General features: G+C 64.6%; 18 protein-coding genes and 1 riboswitch. Of the genes, 10 read left to right on the top strand and 8 right to left on the bottom strand.

From position 1 onward, the window contains the following. Positions 1-38 precede the first annotated feature (38 nt). From SALLO_RS0103680 to SALLO_RS14995, 4 genes are read left to right on the top strand one after another with little or no spacing between them, the layout of a single operon-like run. Entirely contained in the window at positions 39-2,561 is a 2,523-nt protein-coding gene (locus tag SALLO_RS0103680; RefSeq protein ID WP_228702768.1) for a TonB-dependent receptor domain-containing protein, read from the top strand. Beyond that, positions 2,558-3,499, top strand: coding sequence for a DUF4249 domain-containing protein (locus SALLO_RS15000; protein ID WP_157621190.1), 942 nt, complete (start codon positions 2,558-2,560; stop codon positions 3,497-3,499). Before SALLO_RS0103680 ends, SALLO_RS15000 begins: the two co-directional genes overlap by 4 nt. A gap of 57 nt (positions 3,500-3,556) precedes the next feature. Continuing rightward, positions 3,557-4,201 carry a regulatory protein RecX gene (locus SALLO_RS0103670; protein WP_022834966.1) on the top strand — a complete coding sequence of 215 codons (645 nt, stop codon included), beginning with the start codon at positions 3,557-3,559 and terminating at the stop codon, positions 4,199-4,201. Between the two features lie 26 nt (positions 4,202-4,227). After that, positions 4,228-5,385, top strand: coding sequence for an ARMT1-like domain-containing protein (locus tag SALLO_RS14995; RefSeq protein ID WP_022834965.1), 1,158 nt, complete (start codon positions 4,228-4,230; stop codon positions 5,383-5,385). Positions 5,386-5,414: 29 nt separating this feature from the next. On the opposite strand, the gene SALLO_RS0103660 is transcribed toward SALLO_RS14995, so the two are convergent. The 3 genes from SALLO_RS0103660 to ade all read right to left on the bottom strand — a co-directional run bounded on the left by SALLO_RS0103660 (position 5,415) and on the right by ade (position 8,078). After that, positions 5,415-5,888 (bottom strand): RES family NAD+ phosphorylase, encoded by a 474-nt coding sequence (locus SALLO_RS0103660; RefSeq protein WP_022834964.1) that lies wholly within the window; start codon positions 5,886-5,888, stop codon positions 5,415-5,417. Between the two features lie 50 nt (positions 5,889-5,938). Continuing rightward, on the bottom strand, positions 5,939-6,358 hold the full coding sequence (gene parS / locus SALLO_RS14990; RefSeq protein ID WP_022834963.1) for a type II RES/Xre toxin-antitoxin system antitoxin: 420 nt from the start codon (positions 6,356-6,358) through the stop codon (positions 5,939-5,941). A gap of 67 nt (positions 6,359-6,425) precedes the next feature. Beyond that, entirely contained in the window at positions 6,426-8,078 is a 1,653-nt protein-coding gene (gene ade, locus SALLO_RS0103650) for an adenine deaminase (protein WP_022834962.1), read from the bottom strand. A gap of 106 nt (positions 8,079-8,184) precedes the next feature. Then, a riboswitch (TPP riboswitch) is annotated at positions 8,185-8,277 on the top strand. 42 nt (positions 8,278-8,319) lie between these two features. Between ade and SALLO_RS0103645 the strand changes: the two genes are divergently transcribed. Continuing rightward, the gene (locus SALLO_RS0103645; RefSeq protein WP_028566863.1) at positions 8,320-9,087 is read left to right on the top strand and encodes a 3-oxoacyl-ACP reductase; all 768 of its coding nucleotides are present in this window, start codon (positions 8,320-8,322) and stop codon (positions 9,085-9,087) included. A gap of 7 nt (positions 9,088-9,094) precedes the next feature. Here SALLO_RS0103645 and SALLO_RS14985 read toward each other — a convergent pair whose 3' ends face one another. The 5 genes from SALLO_RS14985 to ribA form a co-directional block, all read right to left on the bottom strand. Further along, positions 9,095-10,138, bottom strand: coding sequence for a site-specific integrase (locus SALLO_RS14985; protein WP_022834960.1), 1,044 nt, complete (start codon positions 10,136-10,138; stop codon positions 9,095-9,097). Between the two features lie 445 nt (positions 10,139-10,583). Further along, positions 10,584-11,528, bottom strand: a complete 945-nt coding sequence (locus SALLO_RS0103635; RefSeq protein ID WP_022834959.1) for a class I SAM-dependent methyltransferase — start codon at positions 11,526-11,528, stop codon at positions 10,584-10,586. Continuing rightward, a complete protein-coding gene (locus SALLO_RS0103630) occupies positions 11,521-11,910 on the bottom strand; it encodes a 6-pyruvoyl trahydropterin synthase family protein (RefSeq protein WP_022834958.1) in 390 nt (129 codons plus the stop codon). Before SALLO_RS0103630 ends, SALLO_RS0103635 begins: the two co-directional genes overlap by 8 nt. 14 nt (positions 11,911-11,924) lie before the next feature. Beyond that, a complete protein-coding gene (locus SALLO_RS0103625; RefSeq protein ID WP_211214077.1) occupies positions 11,925-12,920 on the bottom strand; it encodes a zinc-dependent alcohol dehydrogenase in 996 nt (331 codons plus the stop codon). A 30-nt stretch (positions 12,921-12,950) separates the two neighbouring features. Beyond that, positions 12,951-14,312 (bottom strand): GTP cyclohydrolase II, encoded by a 1,362-nt coding sequence (ribA, locus tag SALLO_RS18815; protein WP_022834956.1) that lies wholly within the window; start codon positions 14,310-14,312, stop codon positions 12,951-12,953. Positions 14,313-14,563: 251 nt separating this feature from the next. Between ribA and thiD the strand changes: the two genes are divergently transcribed. The 5 genes from thiD (at position 14,564) to SALLO_RS14975 (ending at position 20,822) form a co-directional block, all read left to right on the top strand. Beyond that, positions 14,564-15,406 (top strand): bifunctional hydroxymethylpyrimidine kinase/phosphomethylpyrimidine kinase, encoded by an 843-nt coding sequence (thiD, locus tag SALLO_RS14980; protein ID WP_022834955.1) that lies wholly within the window; start codon positions 14,564-14,566, stop codon positions 15,404-15,406. 40 nt (positions 15,407-15,446) lie between these two features. Then, positions 15,447-16,484, top strand: coding sequence for a LacI family DNA-binding transcriptional regulator (locus SALLO_RS0103610; RefSeq protein WP_022834954.1), 1,038 nt, complete (start codon positions 15,447-15,449; stop codon positions 16,482-16,484). Positions 16,485-16,542: 58 nt separating this feature from the next. Then, positions 16,543-17,502 carry a phosphoribosylaminoimidazolesuccinocarboxamide synthase gene (locus SALLO_RS0103605; RefSeq protein ID WP_022834953.1) on the top strand — a complete coding sequence of 320 codons (960 nt, stop codon included), beginning with the start codon at positions 16,543-16,545 and terminating at the stop codon, positions 17,500-17,502. Positions 17,503-17,558: 56 nt separating this feature from the next. Further along, positions 17,559-19,535, top strand: a complete 1,977-nt coding sequence (locus tag SALLO_RS0103600) for an AMP-binding protein (RefSeq protein WP_022834952.1) — start codon at positions 17,559-17,561, stop codon at positions 19,533-19,535. Between the two features lie 123 nt (positions 19,536-19,658). Further along, positions 19,659-20,822 carry a carboxypeptidase-like regulatory domain-containing protein gene (locus SALLO_RS14975; RefSeq protein WP_169577876.1) on the top strand — a complete coding sequence of 388 codons (1,164 nt, stop codon included), beginning with the start codon at positions 19,659-19,661 and terminating at the stop codon, positions 20,820-20,822. Positions 20,823-20,833 lie beyond the last annotated feature (11 nt).

The following is a 20,833-nucleotide window of genomic DNA, read 5'->3' as shown; positions in this document are numbered from 1 at the left end:
GTGCGCATGGCCAAACGCTTCGGCTCAATGTCGAGAAAATGCCGCTGGACCGAGCCCTTCGCCTGGTTCAGGATCAGAGCAACATCCGACTTGTATTTGCTGAGCGCGTGGTAAACGGCCGCACGGCAAGCTGTCGCTACGTGGGCGATGATGCCGAGGCGGCGTTGCGCTGTGTGCTTCGCGGATCGGGCCTGGCCGCCACGGCCATACGCGACGATCAGTTCGTCATTGTATCCGACACAAACGCCGCGGCGCGCGCGACCCTCCGCGGCCGGGTCCTCGATGCTCGATCGCGTGAAGTGCTTCCCGGCGCCCACATCTACATTCCCAGCATCGATGCCGGCGCCGTCACCAACCGGGACGGCTATTTCGCCCTCTCGGGCCTGCCGCCCGGACGCTATCCGGTGCGCATTTCCTATCTGGGCTACGGAGCCGTCGACACGACGCTAACCACGGGCGCCCCAAACCAGGTCCTCCTCCAAACGACAACCATTGCAGCCGACAGCATCGTCGTGGAGGGCTCTGCTACAGCCAATCCCGAGCAAGCATACGTGCCGGGCGTGATGACGCTGTCGATGAATCAGCTGGACGAGCTGCCGACGCTGGGCGAGCCGGATCTTTTCAAGGCCCTGCAATGGATGCCCAGCATCCACAAGTCGAACATCCTAAGCGGCGGCCTCAGCGTACGCGGCGCGTCCCCCGATCAAAACTTGTACCTGTTGGACGGCGCGCCGGTCTACCATCCGTGGCATGCCTTCAGCCTAATTTCGACGTTCCAAACCGGCACGCTCAAAACGTCAAACTTCTACCGCGGCGCCTTTCCGCCCGAGCACGGCGGCCGCCTGGCCTCGGTCCTCGATGCCCAGATGAAGGACGGCAATGCGCGCACGCCCCACGCCAGCGCAGCCCTCAGCGTACTCAGCGCGCGCTTTCAGGTGGAGGGGCCGCTAAGTGAGGACGTGACGTTCATGGTGTCGGGGCGGCGCTCGTACGTGGATAAGCTCATCGGGCGCCGGCACCCCGTCGTCGATCCGGCCACCGGGCGGCGCGATACACTGCGCACCGGCTACTACTTTTACGACACCAGCGCCAAGCTGTCGGCGCGGCTGAATGCCCGCCACCGCATGTCGCTCACGTTTTATCGCGGCCGCGACGACCTCGATCTCCGATTGCCGTTCGACCTCTCGTTCGACTTTTCGTCGTGGCTGCGGCCGGCCGACCTGTTCTTTGAGGTCCGCCAGAACTGGGACAACACCGTCACCAGCCTGCAACACGACTGGCTGGTATCCGACCGCCTGTTTCTTTCCAGCACCGGCTACTTTTCGGGCTATCGCGCGCAGGAGCAGGCCTTCATCCAGCCCACCACCACGGCATCGCTCGCGTCCAACTACACGGTGGCGCTGCGCGACGTGGGTGCCAAGTTCGACGTCGACTACTACCACTCGGTGGCTCATCGGCTGCGGGCCGGACTTCATGTGTCGCGGTTTGCATTCAGCAGCACCCTCGATAGCCGATTGCAGCGCTCGGTGTCGGATGTAGAGACGCAACGCGACGTGAGCCGTCTGGATGCGGTGGAGTTGACGACTTACGTGCAGGACGTGTGGCAGCCCTCCGGTCCGCTGACGGTGCAAACGGGCGTTCGGGCGTCATTTTTTAGCGACGTGGCGCACGTGCAAGTGCAACCGCGACTGAGCGCACAGTACGTGCTGCATCCCACGTGGCTTACGTTGCGCGCGGCGGCGGGGCGTCACGTACAATACCTGCACCGCCTGCGCGATCGGTTCTCGCTCGCGTACGATGTGGTATCGAGCCGGTGGATTCCCTCGGATGCGGGAGTCGCGCCCGCGACGGCCTGGCAATTTAGCGCCGGTGCCCGCAGCTATCCCCTGCCCATGCTGACGGCCGAGCTGAACCTGTACGCCCGGCTGACGGACAACATGCTGATTCCCGAGGATGTCTTTCAGTCGAAGGATAACCTGCAGGGGCCCGGCATCAACGTGGGCACGTTGCTGGGGCAGTACGTGCCGGCCAAAGCCCGCGCCTTTGGTGCCGAACTCTCGCTGCTGGCCGAACGCGGCCCGTGGCAACTGCGGGTGAGTGGGTCGCTCGGGCGCTCGCTGGTGCAGACCCCCGAGCAGAACAACGGCCGCTGGCGCCCGGCCGACCTTGACGTGCCCGTCGGCTTCAACGGCGTGTTGGGGTGGAGCGATGGCCCGTGGAGCGCGACCCTCGCCGTCGATGCGCGCAGGGGGTTTCCGCTCTCGCGCCCCGTGGCCCGCTATGCGGTCGGCACGCCGTTGCAGGAAGCGCCCACCACCTACTTGTACCGGCCGCGCATTAACAACGGCCGGCTGCCCACGTACTGGCGCGTAGATGCTACCGCCGGCTATCGGTTTTCAATGCTGAGCGCGCGCTGGAAGGCCCGCCTCACGCTCTACAACGTTACGAACCACGCCAACGTAGTGGGACGGCAGTACGAGCCTACGCCCACGGGCGTGCTGCGCGACGATCAGCGTGGCCTGCCCATCCTTCCGCTATTTGAGCTGGAGATGACGCTATGAGTGCTCAACGTACGCCTTGCTTCGGGTGGTGCTGGATTGTGCTTGCGCTGGTCGCCATCGGCCTGGGCGGCTGCGACGTGTACGCGCCGGGCCGCACCGACACCGCGCTCGTGGTGGAAGCCTTCGTGACCACCAACCGTCCGGCGCCCATCATCACGCTCCGGCAAACCACCCCGCTCGATCAGCCAAGCGGGGGCGGGGTGGCCGATGCGACGGTGCGCCTTACGCTTGGCGGCACGACGTATGCCTATCGCCCCATCCCCGGGCGCCCGGGGCGGTACCGCACCGACGGGCCGCCGCCTACCGTGCCGCCCCAAACGCCGCTCCGCGTTACGGCCTTCTGGAACGGAACGCAAGCCACCGCGGACAGCCGAACGCCGCTGCCTGTTGCCATCGATTCTGTTTGGTTCCAGATCCCGGACGCCCCCGTAAGTGCCATCCGCGTTGACTCCCTGCGCCGTGATTCGCTCGACATTCCCGCCTCGGAGGAGTTCATCTACCCGGTGGATGTGACCATCGCATGGACGCCGCCCCCGGCGCTCGCCCCCGCCGATACCTCCTACTGGATGCACACCCAGCTGCAGCCCAGCCGCCCGCCGTTCAGCTCGCGGGTTGTGGAGTTCTTTCTGCAGCCCACCGCCGTCGCCCGCGAAATTACATACGCCCAGCCCAACGCGCCGCACTACCAGTGGTCAGGGGTGTACGCTGTCCCGGTCGACTCGGCCACGGCCCCGCTGCCGGTGCACGAAGTGCGCACGGCGCTCGTCCGCGGCCCCGCAGCCTATGCCTCGTTCATCACCAGCAGCACCGACCCCGACCGCCGCGAGCCCACCTCGAACGTCGAGGGCGCGTTGGGCGTTGCCGTGGGCGTCGCGGTCGATTCGCTCCGCTTTCGCGTGGCGCCTTCGGGCGTTACGCCGCTCCCGAATCCGCGCTGATGCTGCCTCGTACGTGCTTTCGCCGCCTCGCGCTTTCCCGAGCTGCCCGCCTTTGCCATGCCCGACGCCCGCACCATCACGCGCCTCGACACGCAACAGAACGACCCGAACCGCATCTCCGTCTTCCTGGATGGCGCCTTTGCGTTTGGCGTGCATCGCGACGTGGCCGCCAAGCACCGGCTCGCCGTGGGCGACACCCTCTCGCCGGCTGCGCAACAAGCCCTGGAGGTGGACGAGCTGCGGGTGGAGGCGAAGCAGCGCGCGCTCGATTACCTGGCCCACAAACCGCGCACCGAGGCGGAAGTGCGTCGCAAGCTGCAGCGCAAGGACTACCCCGACGACATCATCGCAGATGTCGTTGCCCGGCTGCATGAACTGGGCTACCTCGACGACCACGCCTATGCGCGCGACTATATCCACAATCGCTTCCGCTCCAAGCGCTACGGCCCCCTCCGCATCGAACGCGAGCTGCGCAAGCGGGGCGTCGATCGTACCATTGTGGAGCAGGCCGTGGCCGATTTTTTCGCCGACCACTCGACGCTCGACGCCGCACGCCACCACGCCAGCAAACGCTGGGGCCGCCTGACCGACGACGACCCGCGCCGGCGCCAGCAAAAGATGTATCGCTACCTCAAGCGCCGCGGCTTCCGCTCCGATACCATCCGTCGCGTGGTCGACGACCTCAAGGCCGATAGCGCGTAGCTCTTTTCTCCCTCTTGCCTGTGCCCATGCCCGATCGTCCCCCCGCCGTTCGCACCGACGGCACCAACGCCTTTGCGCATCGCTCCATGAAGGCGCGCATACCCTCGATCATTGACGATGTGATCGCGCGGAATCCGGACCGGCCGCCCGCGGTGCACGATGCGCTGCGTGCTCTTCGGGACGCGATTCGTGCCGATGCTGCCCTAACGCCCCTGCGCCAACCGACGCCCGACGCCGACTGGTGGGCCGAGCGCCTGGCGGAACGCCCCGCGGCCTCATGGCTCGATGGCGAATGGTTCTTTGTGGAGCTGTATGCCTACCGGAAGATGCTGGAGGCTACGCGCTACTGGACCACGCAGCAGGATCCGTTTCGCCCCATGAAGCACGACGACATCCACGATGCTGCGCTGCCGGATGTTGTGACGCGGGCCCTGCAGCCGTTCGAGACGCCCGCGGATATGCTGACGCACCGCCTGCACGCGGCCCTATGGGGCAATCGGATGGATCGGAGCATCGCCGCAGCACATGCGCAAGGCACACAGGCGGCCGACGACCACCTGCTCGTCAACGACATCCCCGCGGCGGTCGAGCACCTGCTGCAAACCGATCGGGGAACGGTCCACGTGGTGATGGACAACGCGGGCACCGAGCAAGCCCTCGATTTTGCGCTGGCTGATGGCCTCCTGACGCACGACCTCGCGGAAACGGTGGTGCTGCATGTCAAGATGGCGCCGGTGCTTATCAGTGACGTGACGCCAGCGGACGTGCCGCCGCTGCTCGATCGGCTGGCGGAGGCGGGCGGGCCACTCCGCGCGCTTGCCGAGCAATTCCGCCAACACATCGCCGACGGCCGGCTCCGCATCGTGCCCGACTTCTTTTGGACGACCGACGGCCGGTGGTTTGAGCGCCCCGCGCGGCTGGCGGCTCCGCTACAGGCGGCCGCGCTCGTCATCGTAAAGGGCGATGCCAACTACCGGCGCATCACCAACGATGCGCTTTGGCCGGCCGAAGCCACCCTGGCCGATGCCTTGGGCCCAGGCAGCGGATCGGTGCTGGCGCTGCGCACCATCAAAAGCGACACCCTCGTCGGCGTACCGCCGGCGACCGTGCATCGCCTCGACGAGGCCTCCGATGACTGGCGCACCACGGGGACGTACGCCGTCGCCTCGTTTGCCCAAACGTAGCCCGCGCGTCGTTCCGGCAGTGGCTGCCCCTACGTACCGATGCGCGCGAGCACCCGGTTGTCCAACAGCAGCGGCGCAACCGTCTCAACGGTCAGCGTGGCGGCCGCCGGGTGTTCGCTGTTGATCACGTAATTTGCGCCCTCCGGCAGCACCACCGAGGGCACTTGCAGCACCGCGTAATCGCCGCGGTCAAGCCACGCGTCCCCCACGGCGCGCGTGCTTTCGGGCGCAGGCACCGCATCCCAATCGTCGGGCCGCTCCGCTGCAGAAAGTTGCGTCACGTGTTCGGGGGCCATGACGGCCTTCGCGTACACCATCTCGGCCATCAGGTCCGCGCGCTGCACGCCCGCAAGTTTCTCAAGCGTTGCCAGCGCCAAGTGATCGGCCGCATAGCTGACGCGCTGTCCTTGCGAGGCCCACCGGCTGTTGTGGTACAGCCCGCCCATTCCAGAAAATGGATCGGTGCGGTACCGGCGATGCACAATGCGGTAGAGCGTGAGCACTTGCAGCGGAAAAGAGACGCAGGGCAGCGAACATCTACAACCGAAAGACGCTACACCGGAAAGCCGTGTTCGAGGCCCGCAAGCAGATCGTCCACCAGTGCTGCGCCCGGCGCGGTGAGCGCTACATCAAACGGGGGGCGGCCGTTCAGCGACGGATTTGGCTCTTTCATCCACCATGCCGCTTTCTCCGCCGTACCAAAGACGTGCTCGGCGCGCTGCAGCAACCGAATGTATCGGAAGATGCGCTCCGATTCCGGCAAGCCCAATTGCTTATCCTGGCGCCGATAGCGCGTGTAGGTGCGTCGCGAGCGCCCCAGCACATCGGCCATCTCGGCATCGGTGAGCGCCAACACGTCCTGCAGCTCTTCTGCAATACGGACTGGATACCCGCCGCGAATTTCCGTATCGGCCTCGCGGTCGTTGGCAATGTGCAGGTCGGCCACGGAAGCCGCTGTAGATGTAGAGGGCATGGGCGCACCGATGGTTTGTGGTTAGACAGATGGCCTTTCGGAGCTGGCCATATGCAGACAGTAGACGTTAGACGGTGGGTGGTTTGTTCCGCACAAACACATCGGTGAATGCAAACGCATCGCCGTCAAACAATCCCTGATCGCTCAGCTTGAGCGACGGAATCACGAGGAGCGCCATGAACGAAAGCGTCATGAAGGGGGCCTCCATCGGACTCCCCAGCTCGTCTTGCACCCTTCGGCTGAGGGCCTCGTAGCGTGTGGCGACGGTTTCAAACGGCGCAGCACTCATGAGGCCGGCAATGGGCAACGGAAGGCACGCCACGTCCTCGGGCGTGGCCACGCTGATGCCGCCGGTTTCGGCAATGACGGCGTTGATGGCCCGGGCGAGCGCGTCGTCGTTTGCCCCCACGGCAATGACGTTGTGCGAGTCGTGGGCGACGCTCGATGCCATCGCGCCGCGTTCCAATCCAAATCCACGGACAAACGCCGTTGCGGGCGGCGCGTCGACGTATCGATTGATGACGGCCAGCTTGAGAACATCGCGTGCGGGATCGGCGACCGCCGCGCCATCCACGATGGTGGCGGGCAGGTGCGCTTCGCCGGTGGTCAGCTGATGGTCGGCGGCTTCGATGACGCGGAGCGTATCGCCGGTGGCGGGGACCTCCAGATCGGCGGGTTCTACCGGCGCGGCGTGGAAGGCGTTGGGCGTTTCGGGGGGTGTGGCGGAGAAGTTAGCAGTGCCGTTTTCGCTCACCCGCTGCCCGTCGATGTACGTGGCCTGCACGGTAAACGCGTTGAGGTCATCGACCACGATAAAATCGGCCGGATCGCCCACGCGCAGCAGGCCTACGTCGAGGGAATAATGCGTCACCGGATGCACGCACGCGGCCCGCAAGACATCGAAGCGGTTGTAGCCACGCGCCAGGGCGCGCCGCACGAGCCGGTCGATGTGGCCGCGGCGCAGCATATCGGGATGGGCGTCGTCGGTGCAGAACATGAGCCGCTCCGGCGCTTCGGCCATCAGCGGGATGAGCGCGTCGAAGTTTTGCGCGGCCGAGCCGTCACGGATCAGGATGTGCATGCCGGCGGCCAGCTTGTCGCGGGCTTCGGCCAGGGTGGTGCATTCGTGCTCGGTGGAGATGCCCGCGGCGGCATAGCGCTCGGCCTCCGCGCCCCGCAATCCGGGGGCGTGACCATCCACCGGCAGCCCGCGCGCCTGCGCAGCCTCCAGCTTGGCCTGCACCTCGGCGTCGCCGCTGAGAACGCCGGGGTAATTCATCATCTCGCTGAGGTATCCAATGGCCGGATCGTCGAGCAACGTGGCTACGTCGTCGGGCCCGAGCGCGGCCCCCGCGGTTTCAAACGGCGTTGCGGGCACGCAGGAGGGCGCGCCAAAACTGATCTTGAGGGGCACGCGGCTCGCATCCTCCAGCATGAAGCGCACACCTGCCTTCCCCAACACGTTCGCAATTTCGTGCGGATCGGAGACGGTGGCGACGGTGCCATGCGGCACGGCGGCGCGCGCAAACTCGGACGGTGCCAGCATCGAGCTTTCGACGTGTACGTGGGCGTCGATGAGTCCGGGCAGCAAGAACCGATGCGGCACGTCCTCCGCAGATTCGAGGGCCGCGATGCGGCCGTCGCGCACATGCACCACCCCCGGACGAATGGAGCGCGCATGAAGGTCTACGATGTATCCGGCGTGGGTCGTCTCGGGCATGGGCAGTCGTGAGGTTGGCAGAAGGCGGTGCCAGGAAAACCGGCGGCGTCGGGCGATGGATCCGCTGTGAAGGCGTTGCAATCGACACGGCGCCGCTGTACCCTATAAACGAAGCTAGGGGTGCCCCGCGCGGGGCTGAGATAGACCCTTTGAACCTGATCCGGCTTGTACCGGCGAAGGGAAGCATCGCAGGCGGCATCGCTGGCTTCACCGATTGCTTCTTCACGTATCCCGAAGCCGTATGCCTGCCATCAACGAGCAAGTCGTTCTCATCACCGGCGCGAGCCGCGGACTGGGTGCCGCCACCGCCCGGGCCTTTGCCCGCGAAGGCGCTCGCGTCATCATCAACTACTACCAGAGCGCCGAAAAAGCGGAGGCGCTCGCCGACACGTTGGGCGCCGATCAGGCGTTGGCCGTACAAGCCGATGTGCGCGACCCGGATGCCGTGCACGCTATGGTAACGCAGGCCACCGACCACTTCGGCGCGCCGGTGCATACCGTCATCAGCAATGCGCTCATCAACTACCAATTTGACCCCGCGGCGCGCGATAGCGCGCCTACCATCGACTGGGCGGCCTACGACGAGCAGCTCAGCGGTACGGTGCGCGGCGCACTCAATGCCCTGCAGGCGTGCCTGCCCGGCATGAAAGACGCGGGCTTCGGGCGGTTTGTGGCGATCGGGTCAAACCTCGTCCAAAACCCCGTCGTGCCCTATCACGACTACACCACCGCCAAGGCGGCACTGCTGGGCTGGGTGCGCAACATGGCCCACGAGCTGGGCGCTGCGGGCATCACCGTGAACATGGTGTCGGGCGGGCTGCTCAAAACCACCGACGCCAGCGCGGCGACCTCCGACGAAGTGTTTGGCCTCATCAAGGAATCGACGCCCTTGCAGATGGTGACGGCGCCGGAGGATGTGGCCGATGCGATTCTCTTCTTCGCCTCGCCCTGGGCGCGCGCCGTGACGGGCCAGAACCTGATCGTGGACGGCGGTCTGGTCATGCGGTAGCATTTAGCTAGAGCCCGAGGGCGTCGGTCGGGTTCTCGTCAAAGAGTTGCCCCTCGCGAATGTATTCGCGCACCATGCGGATCGACTTGTGCCCGGTGTGCTTCATGATGACGCGCTCGGGCACGCCTTCGCGCGCCGCCTGCGTGGTGAAACCGGCGCGAAGCGAATGCCCGCTGTACGCCTCCGGATTCAGCCCGGCGCGCTTTACGGCTTTCTTTAGGATGAGTGCCACCGAGCGGCCCGAAAGCGCGCGCTCGCGGATGTTGCCGTGCCGGTCGATGCCGCGGAAGAGCGGCCCCTCGCTGATGGAAGCGCGGCGCGTCCAATCGCGGAGGGCCCGCACCGGACACGTGTGCGGGTGCTTGCCGTAGTGGATGCCCTTCACGAGGCCCTTGCCCTCCTGGTCGGATTTGCTCTTGCGGACGATGAGGCGAAGCCCGTCGGCCGTCACATTGACATCGTCTTGCTGCAGGCCCACGAGCTCGCTGCGGCGCAGGGCCCCGGCAAAGCCTACGAGCAGGAGCGCGCGGTCGCGCAGGGCCCGCGTGGTAAAAAGGTTCTCGTCGGTGCGGGGCAGCGCATCCACAATCATCCGCAGCTCGTCGGTCATGAGCGGCGCCACCTTGTCTTTGGCGCGCGACTTGGTGCGCGCGATGCCGGCCCACACCGAGTGGAGCGGTTCCTTGGCCGTGAGCGCCGGACTATCGAAGCCGGCTGTTTTGTGCGCTTGGCTGATGGCCGTCAGCTTGCGCTCCAGCGTCGACAGCTTGTAGTCGTCGGCCACCGCCGAGACGTAGAGCACCACGGTTTTGGGGAGCGCGGGCAGCGGGCGGACGCCGCGTTCTTCGCACCACCCAACGAATTGCTTCCAGTCGGCGCGGTAGGCGCGTTTGGTATTTTCGGCGCGCGCCTTAGACGCAAAAGCTTGCGCGCGGGCGTTCGCGTCGGTGAGGTGCGCGAGTTGTGTGTGTTCGTCGGCGCGGGGCGCGGGCAAATCGGTGCCGGCACGCGACGATGAATCGGCGGACGAGGGGCCGGAGGCTTTCTCCATGAAACCGTGAAGATAAAATGAACGAATCGGTCGTTTTCTGACTTCCGGTAATTGCATCTTATCGGAAGTCAACCTGCACACATGAATATGGGTATGCGCGGGGAACAAATGCAAGCGGTCCGGCCGCCCGATCGTGTTTTTCGGGCCTTCAGCGTGAGCGCCGTAGGCGCGATTGATCGCACAACCCCACGCACACGCCAAACTTTTCGCGTCTCAGCGGCTCTCATTTTGCGCGATTCGAGCGTTCTGGCAGCACAGTGAGCAGCCGAAATCCAACCGTAGCGCTCCTATTCGGCGTTTTCTTCCGTATTCTACGCCGCGGCGCGAGGCAATTTTTGAGCGCACGTTTGCCTTCTCAAGGGCCATGCTACGGCCTAATTTCGACGCGGCCGCCGCCCTGAAACCTCACAAAAAATAGCTAACGCGCACATGTATCCGGTTCAATTTATTTTTTGAGCGCCGCGAGGATGTCAAGGTGCGATGCACGGAAATAAATTTGGTCAGAAGTTATGCTATCAATTATTTTGTCATACCACTCGTTTACAATGTCTGATGACACCTTCTCCGATGCCCGGCCTTCGGACTTAACGAACGACGCGATGACCTGAACGAACAATGATTCGTTGTCAGATAACGGGTCATATGTAGATCCAAGAATAGACCAGTCTGAGGAATCTACCGTGAAGAGTTGTGCGTTGTTTTTGTAGAGCCAGCGCACCACCCGCCGCCCACAATAGGCACCGCCGGTGGGCGCGCCCTCGACGCGTCGCGCCTCCATCGAGCGGTGGTACGCGTCGATGATTGGTTGCTGGATAGCTAACGAACCGCCGGGGGGCTCGAAGACCGTTGCGCCGTCGAAGAGTAGCGCGAGGTAGCACCGGTGGTCGCTCAACAGTAGGCTCCGCCAGTGCTGCAGGGTGCGATCGAGCGGAAGCAAGTCGAGCAGCGCCTGCGAGGCAAGCGCGTGAATGGGCGCCCCATCAGGGGGCCGCCATGTCATCGCATCGCCCCGGCAGAAATGCACCGTTGCGTGCCCTGACGGGCGCCGGATGGTGATGGGGGTGTCGTGCGCCTCCGTCGCAAAACCACGCTCCTGTGCCCAGTTGCGCAAATTCGACCGGGCCCGGGCAAGATTGGCAGCCGACGCGTCTACCAAGAAGTACGTTAGTGGACGCTCGACGGCCGCAAGCACCCGCAGCAGCGTAAATCCAATGCCGCCGCCCATGTCGGCGATACGCAGGGGCTTCTCGGACGCGTGCCCACGCAGCCAATCGACAAAGGGCTGCCAGACCCGCGGGCTTAGCGCCTGCTCGTCGACAGCGGCCTTTGCGGTGAGGTACCGGGGATAATCCAGCGGTTCATCGAACGGCGCATCCGAAGAATCAGTCATCGTGCATCGGGGCCGTGTACGCAGCCCAGGCGGTGTCGTCTTCCCAAATGCGCACCGTGAGCGTCGCGTCCTCTGGCGGCGCCTCGATCACATCCAGCGCCTGCGCATGCACGCAGCGCGCGAACCATTCCACACTCGGATTTTTTCCCTCAAATTCCGGCAGATCGTTGAGCGTCACGTCGCGATAGCGCGCCTCGATGGCGTCCAGTGCACGATTCACGTCGTCGATGTCAACGACATATTGGTGCGTATTCAGGGACGGAGAGGCAATATCAAGACAGACCTTAAACGTGTGCGAATGCCACTCATTTTCTGGACCGCAATTGGGGACGGTGAGGTAGTGCTGGGCGACGAAAGAACGCTCTACGTGAACTTCGTACATCGGTGTTTAGGATTCTAATAGGAAAGAAATAGCTGTATGTATTTACTGTCATACATATACTCATCAAACACATTAGATGCTTGATCAATTGGAACCGTGCGGGTATAAAAAATGTCGGCAAATGACGCCTGTCGCAACTGTTTCTTCACAAAATCAAGGCGTCGTGCCTTCGTCCATCGCCCGCGCAGCACCGGGGCAATGGTGCTCACCTGGCTTGACACTATCTTCACGGAATTTCGGTGGAAGTGTGTGTCGAGCTGCAGCGGCGCCCGCTTGGTTCCGTACCACGACCCCACAATCACGCGGCCGCCATAGCCGACGCTCCGCACGGCCTGCGAGAACACGGCCGGCTGACCCGACACCTCAATCGCCCCGTCCGCTTCGGCGCCAAGTGCCGCCGCTACGCGATCTGCCGTTTCCTCCGGCGTGTCGCCCGGCGCAACCGCCGCGTCGGCCCCCAGCGCCTGCGCCATGTGACGACGAGACGCAGACGGCTCGACCGCCACGAGGCCCGCGAGTGGAAAATCGGCCAGCAGGTGCGTGGTGAGCAAACCAACGATGCCTGCGCCAAAGACGGCGATGCGCTCGCCAATCCGCGGCGCGGCATCCATCACCAGCGACGTGGCGGTTTCCAGGTTGGGAAGGTAAAGCGCCGTTTCGTCGGCAATGGCGTCGGGCATCGGAATGAGGGTGTCCGGCGCAGCGTTGTAGTGGCTAGCGTGTGGTTGGAAGGCAAACACGCGGCGCCCGCGCCACTGCGCATCGTCGACGGCAGCCCCGCAGGCAATTACGCGGCCCACGGTGGCGTATCCGTACAAAAACGGATACGACATGTCTTCGGCCAGGGCATCGAGCGTGGTGTCGGCGGTCGTATCCGACGCCACGGCGCCTTCGTACACCAGCCGTTCGGTGCCCGCGCTAATGGCCGATCGCTGCACGCTTACCTGCACCGCCTCATCCTCCGGAGGCGGCAACGGCTCGGTACGCACCTCCACCTCCCGGGGCGCCACATGGTAAAGGGCTGTGCGCTGCACCATGGCCTACGCCTCCCACGTCGGATCCCCATGCAGTACGAGGTCGGTGCCGTACCATTGATAGTGGATGTTTTCCAGAGCGGGCAGCCGTTGCGTGGCCGCCGCGTAGCCATCGCCCGAGACATCGAGCGGTGCCACGGCCGGCACGCCGCCCACAAAGCGGGGCGCGATGGTGAGGACGAGGTGATTGACGTGCTGCTGCGAAAGGAAGCTGGTGATAATCTCGCGGCCGCCTTCCACCATCAGGCTTTGCAATCCTTCGTCAGCCAGGGCATCGAGGAGCGCATCGAGGCATACGCCCTGCGCGTCGCAGTCGAGGCGGAGGACGGTAGCACCGGCATCTTCGAGGGCTTCGGCGCGCGCCGGATCGGCCGAGCGGTCGGTGGCAATGAGCGGCGCGGGGCCGTCGCCCTGCAACAGTTGTGCATCGAGGGGCGTGCGCAACGACGTATCGAGGATGACGGGCCGCGGGTTGGGGCCCTCAGTACGGCGCACGGTAAGCTGCGGGTCGTCGGTGAGCACCGTGCCGATGCCTACAAGAATCGCATCGTGCAGCGCGCGCAGCTCGTGCGTCATGGTGAGTGCCGCCGCCCCGCTGATGGCAAGCGGTTCCTCGGTGCTTGCGGCAATCGACCCGTCGAGGGCTTGCGCGTAGGTGAGGGTTACGAACGGCAGACCGTTGCGTTTAAAATAAGCGCGGGCGCGCTCGCGCAGGGAAGCAGATCCAGCGCCCGCGCGGTTTGCGTGGCGCCCGCGCGGCATCGGCCCCAGGTCGAGCATGTGCCGCATGCGGTTGGCTTTGGTTTGGAGGTAGTCGGTGTTGTGTTCGTTGAGGTGCGGCGTAAGGGGCACGCGCTCGGTGACGGTTACGCCGTGGCGCTCCAGGCTCTCAATCTTTTCGGGGTTGTTGGTCAGCAGCCGCACCGATGCAACGCCAAGGTCTTCAAGCATCAGGGCACCGATCGTGTAGTCGCGCTCGTCGGCCCCGTGCCCCAGCATCAGGTTGGCTTCTACCGTGTCGTATCCTTCATCCTGCAGGTCGTAGGCCCGCAGCTTGCTGAGCAGCCCAATGCCACGGCCTTCCTGCCGCAAATACAGCAGCACGCCGCGCCCGGCCTCCGCAATCATTTGCATGGAGCGGTTGAGTTGTTCGCCGCAGTCGCAGCGCAGCGACCCCAGCACGTCGCCCGTAAAACATTCCGAATGCACCCGCACCAGCACATCATCGGCGCCGCGCACATCGCCATGCACGAGGGCTAGGTGGTCTTTATCATCGCGGCTGTTCTCGTACAGGGAAAGGGCAAACGTTCCATCAACGGTGGGGATGCGGGTGTGGGTGAGACGCCGGACGGTGTGCGTCACGCTCATAACAAATGCAATCGGGTTTTATCTTGTGGAGAGACCTGAACGCACAAAGGAAACGGCCGTTCAGTATAAAATTTGCGCGCATGAAGCAATGAGCACCAAGGCGGCGTGTTCAGGGGCAACGGACAATGTTACAAATGCTACGAAGAGCCTGCACGCCCGTGAACTCTACCACGGATGTCTCTTTAGAGTAAGGCGTTTCACTCTGTTGGAGCGCTATCTTTTTGTGTCCTCCGCCCCCATCATTAGCGTCCATGTTTTACCCTCTGCTCGTCAATGCCCATTACCCCACGCTGTCGCGGGGCCTCATGGCCGACCGTCTGGCCGTGCAAGCACTCGGCGGCGACGCAGCGACCGTGTGCACCAGTCACATCGTGGCCAGCGACGGGGTTGTCACGGATGTGCTGCATGTACCCAGCGACACCGTGCATGCGCAAATCGAACACGCCTTTCAGGTGCGCACGCCCACGGCCGCCAAGGTTGGCATTTTGGGCGATGCGCACGCGGTGGAGGCCGTCTTTGAAATGCTTGAGGCCCACCTCGCCGGTCCGCTGGTGTTTGACGTGACGCTCAGCGGACCGAGCGGTGAAGATATCATCGACCAGCGCGGCATTGACGCCATCGGCGCCCACATTGGCGCGGCCGACGTCGTATCCATTGGCCGGACCGACGCCGAGCTGCTGGCCGGCATGAAGATTCCGAGCCTCGATGATGCCCAGGTGGCGGCCCAGCGCATTGCCAAGGAAGGCGCACCGCGGGTGCTCCTGCGCTGCGGCAAACTCCCCACGCACTATTTTGAGGACGATGGCGACGCGCCCAACTACGCGGTGGATCTGTTCTATGATGGCGACGAGTTTGCGGTCTTTGAGGCACCGTACCTCGACGGTATCGACACGCTGCACGGCGCCGCAAGCGGACTGCTTGCCAGCCTGCTGAGCCACTACGTAGCAGACGGCGACTGGCTGGAGGCGCTCCAAAAAGCCAAGGGACAAATCACCGAAGCGCTCCGGGCCGCGCAGCAATGTGACAATGACCAACGTATGCATTATCTTTTTTCTGCGTTGCAGCAACACGCCGCGCCAGCCGTAAACCCCTAAGTGCGCTGCGTTCTCTTACCTTCCAAGCGTTGATCCTTCTATGCCATCCCAGAAGCGGGACTCTGAAAAAGCCACGATCTACGACGTTGCCGAGCGTGCCGGCGTCGCCATATCGACGGTATCGCGCGTGGTCAACGATTCGAGCGACGTATCCGAGGCCACGCGTGAGCGCGTGCGGCGGGTTATCGAGGAGCTCAACTTTCGGCCGAGCCGTACGGCCAAAACGCTCGCGCAGAGCGTGGCGAACACCATCGCGGTGGCCGTGCCCACGTTTACGACGCCGTTCCACAACGAGCTGCTGAAGGGGGTGCGGGCGGCACTTGGCAACTCGGAAATTGATCTGCTCTTGTGCGACCTGGCGTGGGCCGCGCCCAAAACATCCCTGGGCAACTTTCTCGACCGCGCCGGCGCCATGGACGGCCTGTTGCTCGCGGGCCTCAAGGCGAACCAGGAGGTCGTAGACAACTTCCTGAATCCGCTGGGGGCGCCAACGGTGCTGGTTGGCTCGCGGTGGGACGGCTTCGACTCGTTCTACTGGGACGACGAGCCCGGCGCGCGCCTGGCCGTGGAGCATCTGATTGAGCTGGGTCACACCCGCATCGGCATGATCACCACGCCGCACGAAAACCGGCTGCGCAACGCGCGCGAACGCGGCTACCGCCAAGCGTTGGAGGCTGCCGGCATCACCTTCGATCCGTCGCTTATTGCAAGCGGCAAGACGCGGAAGCATGACGGGTTCAGCGAAGAAGCGGGCTACGAGGCGATGCAGCAACTGCTGGCCATGGACGAGCCCGTGACGGGCATTTTTGCCAGCAGCGACGTGCAGGCCATTGGCGCGTGGCAGGCCATCCGGGAGGCCGGCAAGGAAGTGCCCGATGACTTTTCGCTCGTGGGCTACGACGACATCAAGATGAGCCGCTTCATCGGCCTTACGAGCATTGCCCAGAACATGCACGACGTGGGCGAAGAAGCAACGTCTATCCTCTTGGAGCGCACCGCCAACAAGGGCCCCGACATCATCTCGAAGCTGATTGCGCCCGAGCTGCGGGCGCGGAAGTCGACGCGCCCGCATCCATAGATCCGCCGCCCTCACGCCGCTCGCGCCGTTTGTGCCCCTTCCACCAACGACCCACCCGATGGACACCGCGCTGATTCGCCAGCAACTGGACCGCACGATACGCTCCACCCGCCTCGACGCCCTCGGCGAGCGCTACGAAGGCAAGGTGCGCGACACCTATCGCCGCGACGACGAGCTCGTTTTGGTGACGACCGATCGGATCTCTGCGTTCGACCATGTACTGCGGCAAACGATTCCCTTCAAGGGCCAGGTGCTGAACCAGATCGCCGCGCACTTCTTCGCGGCCACCGAAGACCTCGTGCCCAACCACGTCCGCTCGGTGCCCGATCCGAACGTGACCGTCGCCACGGCCTGCACGCCTATCCCCATTGAGTTTGTGGTGCGCGGCTACCTGGCCGGGCATGCCTGGCGCGTGTACCGCGACGGCGGGCGCACGCTTTGTGGCCAATCGCTGCCCGACGGCCTGCAAGAGGCCAGCAAGCTCCCCGAGCCCGTCCTGACCCCCGCCACCAAAGCGGCCGAGGGCCATGACGAGGACATTTCGCGGGAGGCGGCCATCGCGCGGGGCCTCATTGATGCCGAGACGTTTGACCAGCTGGAATCGTATGCGCTTGCGCTCTTTGCCAGTGGCTCGGCCATGGCCGAAGCGCAGGGGCTGCTCCTCGTTGACACGAAGTACGAGTTTGGCCGCACGCCCGATGGCACGCTGGTCGTCATCGACGAAGTGCACACGCCCGACTCCTCGCGCTACTACTACGCCGACACCTACGACGAACGCCTCGCTGCCGATGCCCCGCAGCGCCAGCTCTCAAAAGAGTTTGTGCGCGAATGGCTGATGAATCACGGGTTTCAGGGCAAAGCCGGGCAGACGCTCCCCGACCTGCCCGACGACTTCCGCGTGACGGTCGCCGAGCGCTACATCGAACTGTACGAAGCGCTCACCGGTCAGGCGTTCACGCCCGATACGCACCCCGATCCCGAAGCGCGCATCCGCGCGGCTCTCACCCAGCAGGCGTAGCGCACGCGGTGCGCCTTTTCGCATTCTCACACACCATCCATCTGCTTGTTTGCCTTATGTCTGAAACCGCTTCCAGCCACGACAGCTTTCCGTTTGGTCAAGCCATTGCCTGGACGCCCGCCCCGGAGGTCATCGCCGACACCAACCTCCAACGCTTCATGGATCGGCACGGCATCGACACGTACGATGCCTTAATGGCGCGCTCTACCGACGATGTGGCCTGGTTTTGGGCATCGGTGCTGGACGACCTTGGCATCGAGTTTTACACCGACTACGAACAGATACTGGACAACACCCGTGGGCCGCAACACCCGCGGTGGTGCGTGGGCGGCGAGATGAACATCGTGCACAACTTGCTGGACAAGTGGCAAGGTACGCCGGTGGAGCACCGGGAAGCGCTGCGGTGGGAAGGAGAAGACGGAGCGACGGTGACGCTCACCTACGGCGAGCTGCACGACCGCGTGTGCCAGTGCGCCAACGCGCTGCGCGCGCAGGGGCTGGGCGCGGGCGATCGCATCGGGCTGTTTATGCCCATGACGCCCGAAATCGTCATCGCCTTCCTGGCCATCGTCAAGATTGGCGGCGTGCTGCTGCCGCTCTTTAGCGGCTACGGCCCCGGCGCCGTCATCACCCGGCTGAAGGGCGGCGGCGCCAAGGCGCTGTTTACGGCCGATGGCTTTGCGCGCCGCTCGAAGCCCATCCACCTGAAGGAAGTGGCCGACGAGGCGCTTGCCGAGTGCCCCAGCGTGGAGCACGTGATTGTGCACCGGCACCTGGGTCGTAGCGACACGCCCATGACCGCAGGCCGCGATGTTTGGTGGGACGACTTCATGGCCGGGCACGCGGGTCCGGCCGAGACGGCGCGCACCGGCGCCGACGCCCCCCTCATGATCATCTACACGAGCGGCACCACCGGCGCGCCGAAAGGCGCTGTGCATACGCACTGTGGGTTTCCCATCAAAGGCGCGCAGGACATGTACCACAGCATGGACCTGAAGCCGGGCGAGACGATGTACTGGATGAGCGACATGGGCTGGATGATGGGGCCGTGGCTCGTCTTTGGCACCCTCACCATTGGCGCTACGATGGTGCTGTACGACGGCGCGCCGGATCACCCCGGCCCCGACCGCCTCTGGCGGCTGGTGGAAGATCATGACGTAACGCACCTGGGCGTGTCGCCTACGCTCATCCGCGCCCTCAAAACGCACGGTACGGAGCCCCTCGCGGGCCACGACCTGTCGGGCCTGCGCGCGGTAGGCTCTACCGGCAGTCCGTGGGACCCCGAGGCATGGCAGTGGTGCTTTCAGCACGTGCTGAACGGTGAAAAGCCGATCCTGAACTACTCCGGCGGCACGGAAATCAGCGGCGGCATTTTGTGTGGCAACTTTTTCAAGCCGCTGAAGCCCGGCGCCTTCTCGGGGCCGGTGCCCGGCATGGATGCCGACGTGGTGAATGCCGAGGGCCAGCCGGTGCGCGAGGAAGTCGGCGAGCTGGTGATCCGCAAACCCTGGATTGGCATGACGCGCAGCTTTTGGCAAGACGACGAGCGCTACCTCGACAGTTACTGGCGGCGCTTCGACGACACGTGGGTGCATGGAGACTTCGCGGCCATCGATGCGGACGGCCTCTGGTACATCCTGGGCCGTTCCGACGACACCATCAACGTAGCCGGCAAGCGGCTGGGCCCGGCAGAGGTCGAGGCGCTTGTGAATGCGCACGATGCCGTAGCGGAAAGCGCAGCCGTAGGCGTGCCGCACGAGGTGAAAGGACAGGAAGTGGTGGTGTTCGTGGTCCTCAAACCCGGCCATGAGGCCTCTGAGGCGCTGCGCGAGGAACTGGAGCAGGCCGTCATCGACGAACTGGGCAAACCCCTCAAACCCGGCGCCCTCTTGTTTACCGACGCCCTTCCCAAAACCCGCAACGCCAAGGTGATGCGCCGCCTGATCCGCGCTGCGTACCTCGGCGAAGACCTCGGCGACACCTCAAGCCTCGAAGATCCGCGCACCGTCACGGCCATCCAAGAGGCGTCGTAGCGGCCTCCCCGTGAAGCGTGCGACCGTTGCGGATTCAGAACGCTTCGCGCGTCGGCTATTGCATTTGCTGCAAGCGCATCCTATGTTAAGGGTGGGTGAATGCAGGAAGGCGTGGAGGCCGTCATGGGGAAACCACTGGGGCGATGGATCGGATGGATGCTATGGACATGGGCCGTGCTGGGCATGACGGCACAGGCCCAGCCTACCGTCCTCACCGGGCGCGTGCTGGATGCGGGCACTGGCGCACCGCTGCAGGACGCGCACGTCTTTTTGGGCCGCTCGCTGGAAGGCACCGCCACCGACGCTAAGGGGCGCTTTACGATCGTCATCAAAAAACCGCGGGCCATCCGGCTGATGGCTTCGATGGTTGGTTATAAGCCCCAGGAACGCGCCTTTTTGCTGCAGACCCGCGACACGACGTATCAGTTTACGTTTCGGCTGCAACGCACGGTCATTCCTATGGCACCGGTGGAAGTGCGCGCGGCCCGCGATGACGACTGGTGGGATCATCTGGGGACGTTCCAGCGGCTGTTCCTTGGCACCTCGCATTACGCGGAGCGCTGCTACCTGGTCAACCCCGAAGCCCTCACCTTCGATACGCGATGGTGGGGGCGGTTTCGGGTAGCGGCCAGCGGGCCCCTCGTAATTGAGAACCGGGCCCTGGGCTACCGGTTGGTGTATGCGCTGAAGGCGTTTGAGCGCAGCGGCGATGTGGTGCGCTGGGACGGCGCGCCCACGTTCTATCCGCTCACGCCAGCTTCTCCGGCAGAGGCGCGGCGCTGGCGGGCGGCGCGCCGGCGGGCGTACTACGGCTCCGTGCGCCACCTGATGCGCAGCCTCATGGCCGGTACAAGCCGTGAAGAAGGGTTCGTATTGGAGTGGGCACCGCGGGCGGGCGTCACCCCGCGTCACCGCCGGCCGCGCTACGTTCCGGTAGATCCCACGACGCTCCTCACCCCGCTGGGCGACTCGACCTATGCGCTTGACTTCAGCGGGCGGCTGAAGGTGGTGTACCGGCGCGAAGCCGAGAGCGACGCCTATCTCGACTGGGCCGGGCTTTGGCACACCCGCGGCGCGCGCTCCGTCCAAACCTCGCACATCGTCCTGAACGAAGACCGCGTGCACGTCGACCGCTTTGGCGACATCGTCGAACCCTACGGCGCCACCGTCTACGGCTATTTTGCCTTCGAGCGCATCGCCGAACTCCTCCCCGTCGAATACCGACCGCCGGGCACCGGCCTGCGGAGCAGAACTTCCGCGGATGCTGCGGTTTCCAATGACCCATGATCAGCACGTCC

The organism is Salisaeta longa DSM 21114, assembly GCF_000419585.1.
In the GTDB taxonomy this organism is placed as follows: Bacteria; Bacteroidota; Rhodothermia; order Rhodothermales; family Salinibacteraceae; genus Salisaeta; species Salisaeta longa.
The sequence above is the reverse complement of the archived record's forward strand: the minus strand, read 5'-3'. Positions and strand labels throughout refer to the sequence as shown.

What these genes read in the sequence shown, in the direction of transcription:
- SALLO_RS0103680 (WP_228702768.1), top strand. Translation starts at nt 39, where the DNA reads ATGCCGCTGGACCGAGCCCTTCGCCTGGTTCAGGATCAGAGCAACATC.
- SALLO_RS15000 (WP_157621190.1), top strand. Translation starts at nt 2,558, where the DNA reads ATGAGTGCTCAACGTACGCCTTGCTTCGGGTGGTGCTGGATTGTGCTT.
- SALLO_RS0103670 (WP_022834966.1), top strand. Translation starts at nt 3,557, where the DNA reads ATGCCCGACGCCCGCACCATCACGCGCCTCGACACGCAACAGAACGAC.
- SALLO_RS14995 (WP_022834965.1), top strand. Translation starts at nt 4,228, where the DNA reads ATGCCCGATCGTCCCCCCGCCGTTCGCACCGACGGCACCAACGCCTTT.
- parS (WP_022834963.1), bottom strand. Translation starts at nt 6,358, where the DNA reads ATGCCCTCTACATCTACAGCGGCTTCCGTGGCCGACCTGCACATTGCC.
- ade (WP_022834962.1), bottom strand. Translation starts at nt 8,078, where the DNA reads ATGCCCGAGACGACCCACGCCGGATACATCGTAGACCTTCATGCGCGC.
- SALLO_RS0103645 (WP_028566863.1), top strand. Translation starts at nt 8,320, where the DNA reads ATGCCTGCCATCAACGAGCAAGTCGTTCTCATCACCGGCGCGAGCCGC.
- SALLO_RS14985 (WP_022834960.1), bottom strand. Translation starts at nt 10,138, where the DNA reads ATGGAGAAAGCCTCCGGCCCCTCGTCCGCCGATTCATCGTCGCGTGCC.
- SALLO_RS0103635 (WP_022834959.1), bottom strand. Translation starts at nt 11,528, where the DNA reads ATGACTGATTCTTCGGATGCGCCGTTCGATGAACCGCTGGATTATCCC.
- SALLO_RS0103630 (WP_022834958.1), bottom strand. Translation starts at nt 11,910, where the DNA reads ATGTACGAAGTTCACGTAGAGCGTTCTTTCGTCGCCCAGCACTACCTC.
- ribA (WP_022834956.1), bottom strand. Translation starts at nt 14,312, where the DNA reads ATGAGCGTGACGCACACCGTCCGGCGTCTCACCCACACCCGCATCCCC.
- thiD (WP_022834955.1), top strand. Translation starts at nt 14,564, where the DNA reads ATGTTTTACCCTCTGCTCGTCAATGCCCATTACCCCACGCTGTCGCGG.
- SALLO_RS0103610 (WP_022834954.1), top strand. Translation starts at nt 15,447, where the DNA reads ATGCCATCCCAGAAGCGGGACTCTGAAAAAGCCACGATCTACGACGTT.
- SALLO_RS0103605 (WP_022834953.1), top strand. Translation starts at nt 16,543, where the DNA reads ATGGACACCGCGCTGATTCGCCAGCAACTGGACCGCACGATACGCTCC.
- SALLO_RS0103600 (WP_022834952.1), top strand. Translation starts at nt 17,559, where the DNA reads ATGTCTGAAACCGCTTCCAGCCACGACAGCTTTCCGTTTGGTCAAGCC.
- SALLO_RS14975 (WP_169577876.1), top strand. Translation starts at nt 19,659, where the DNA reads ATGGGGAAACCACTGGGGCGATGGATCGGATGGATGCTATGGACATGG.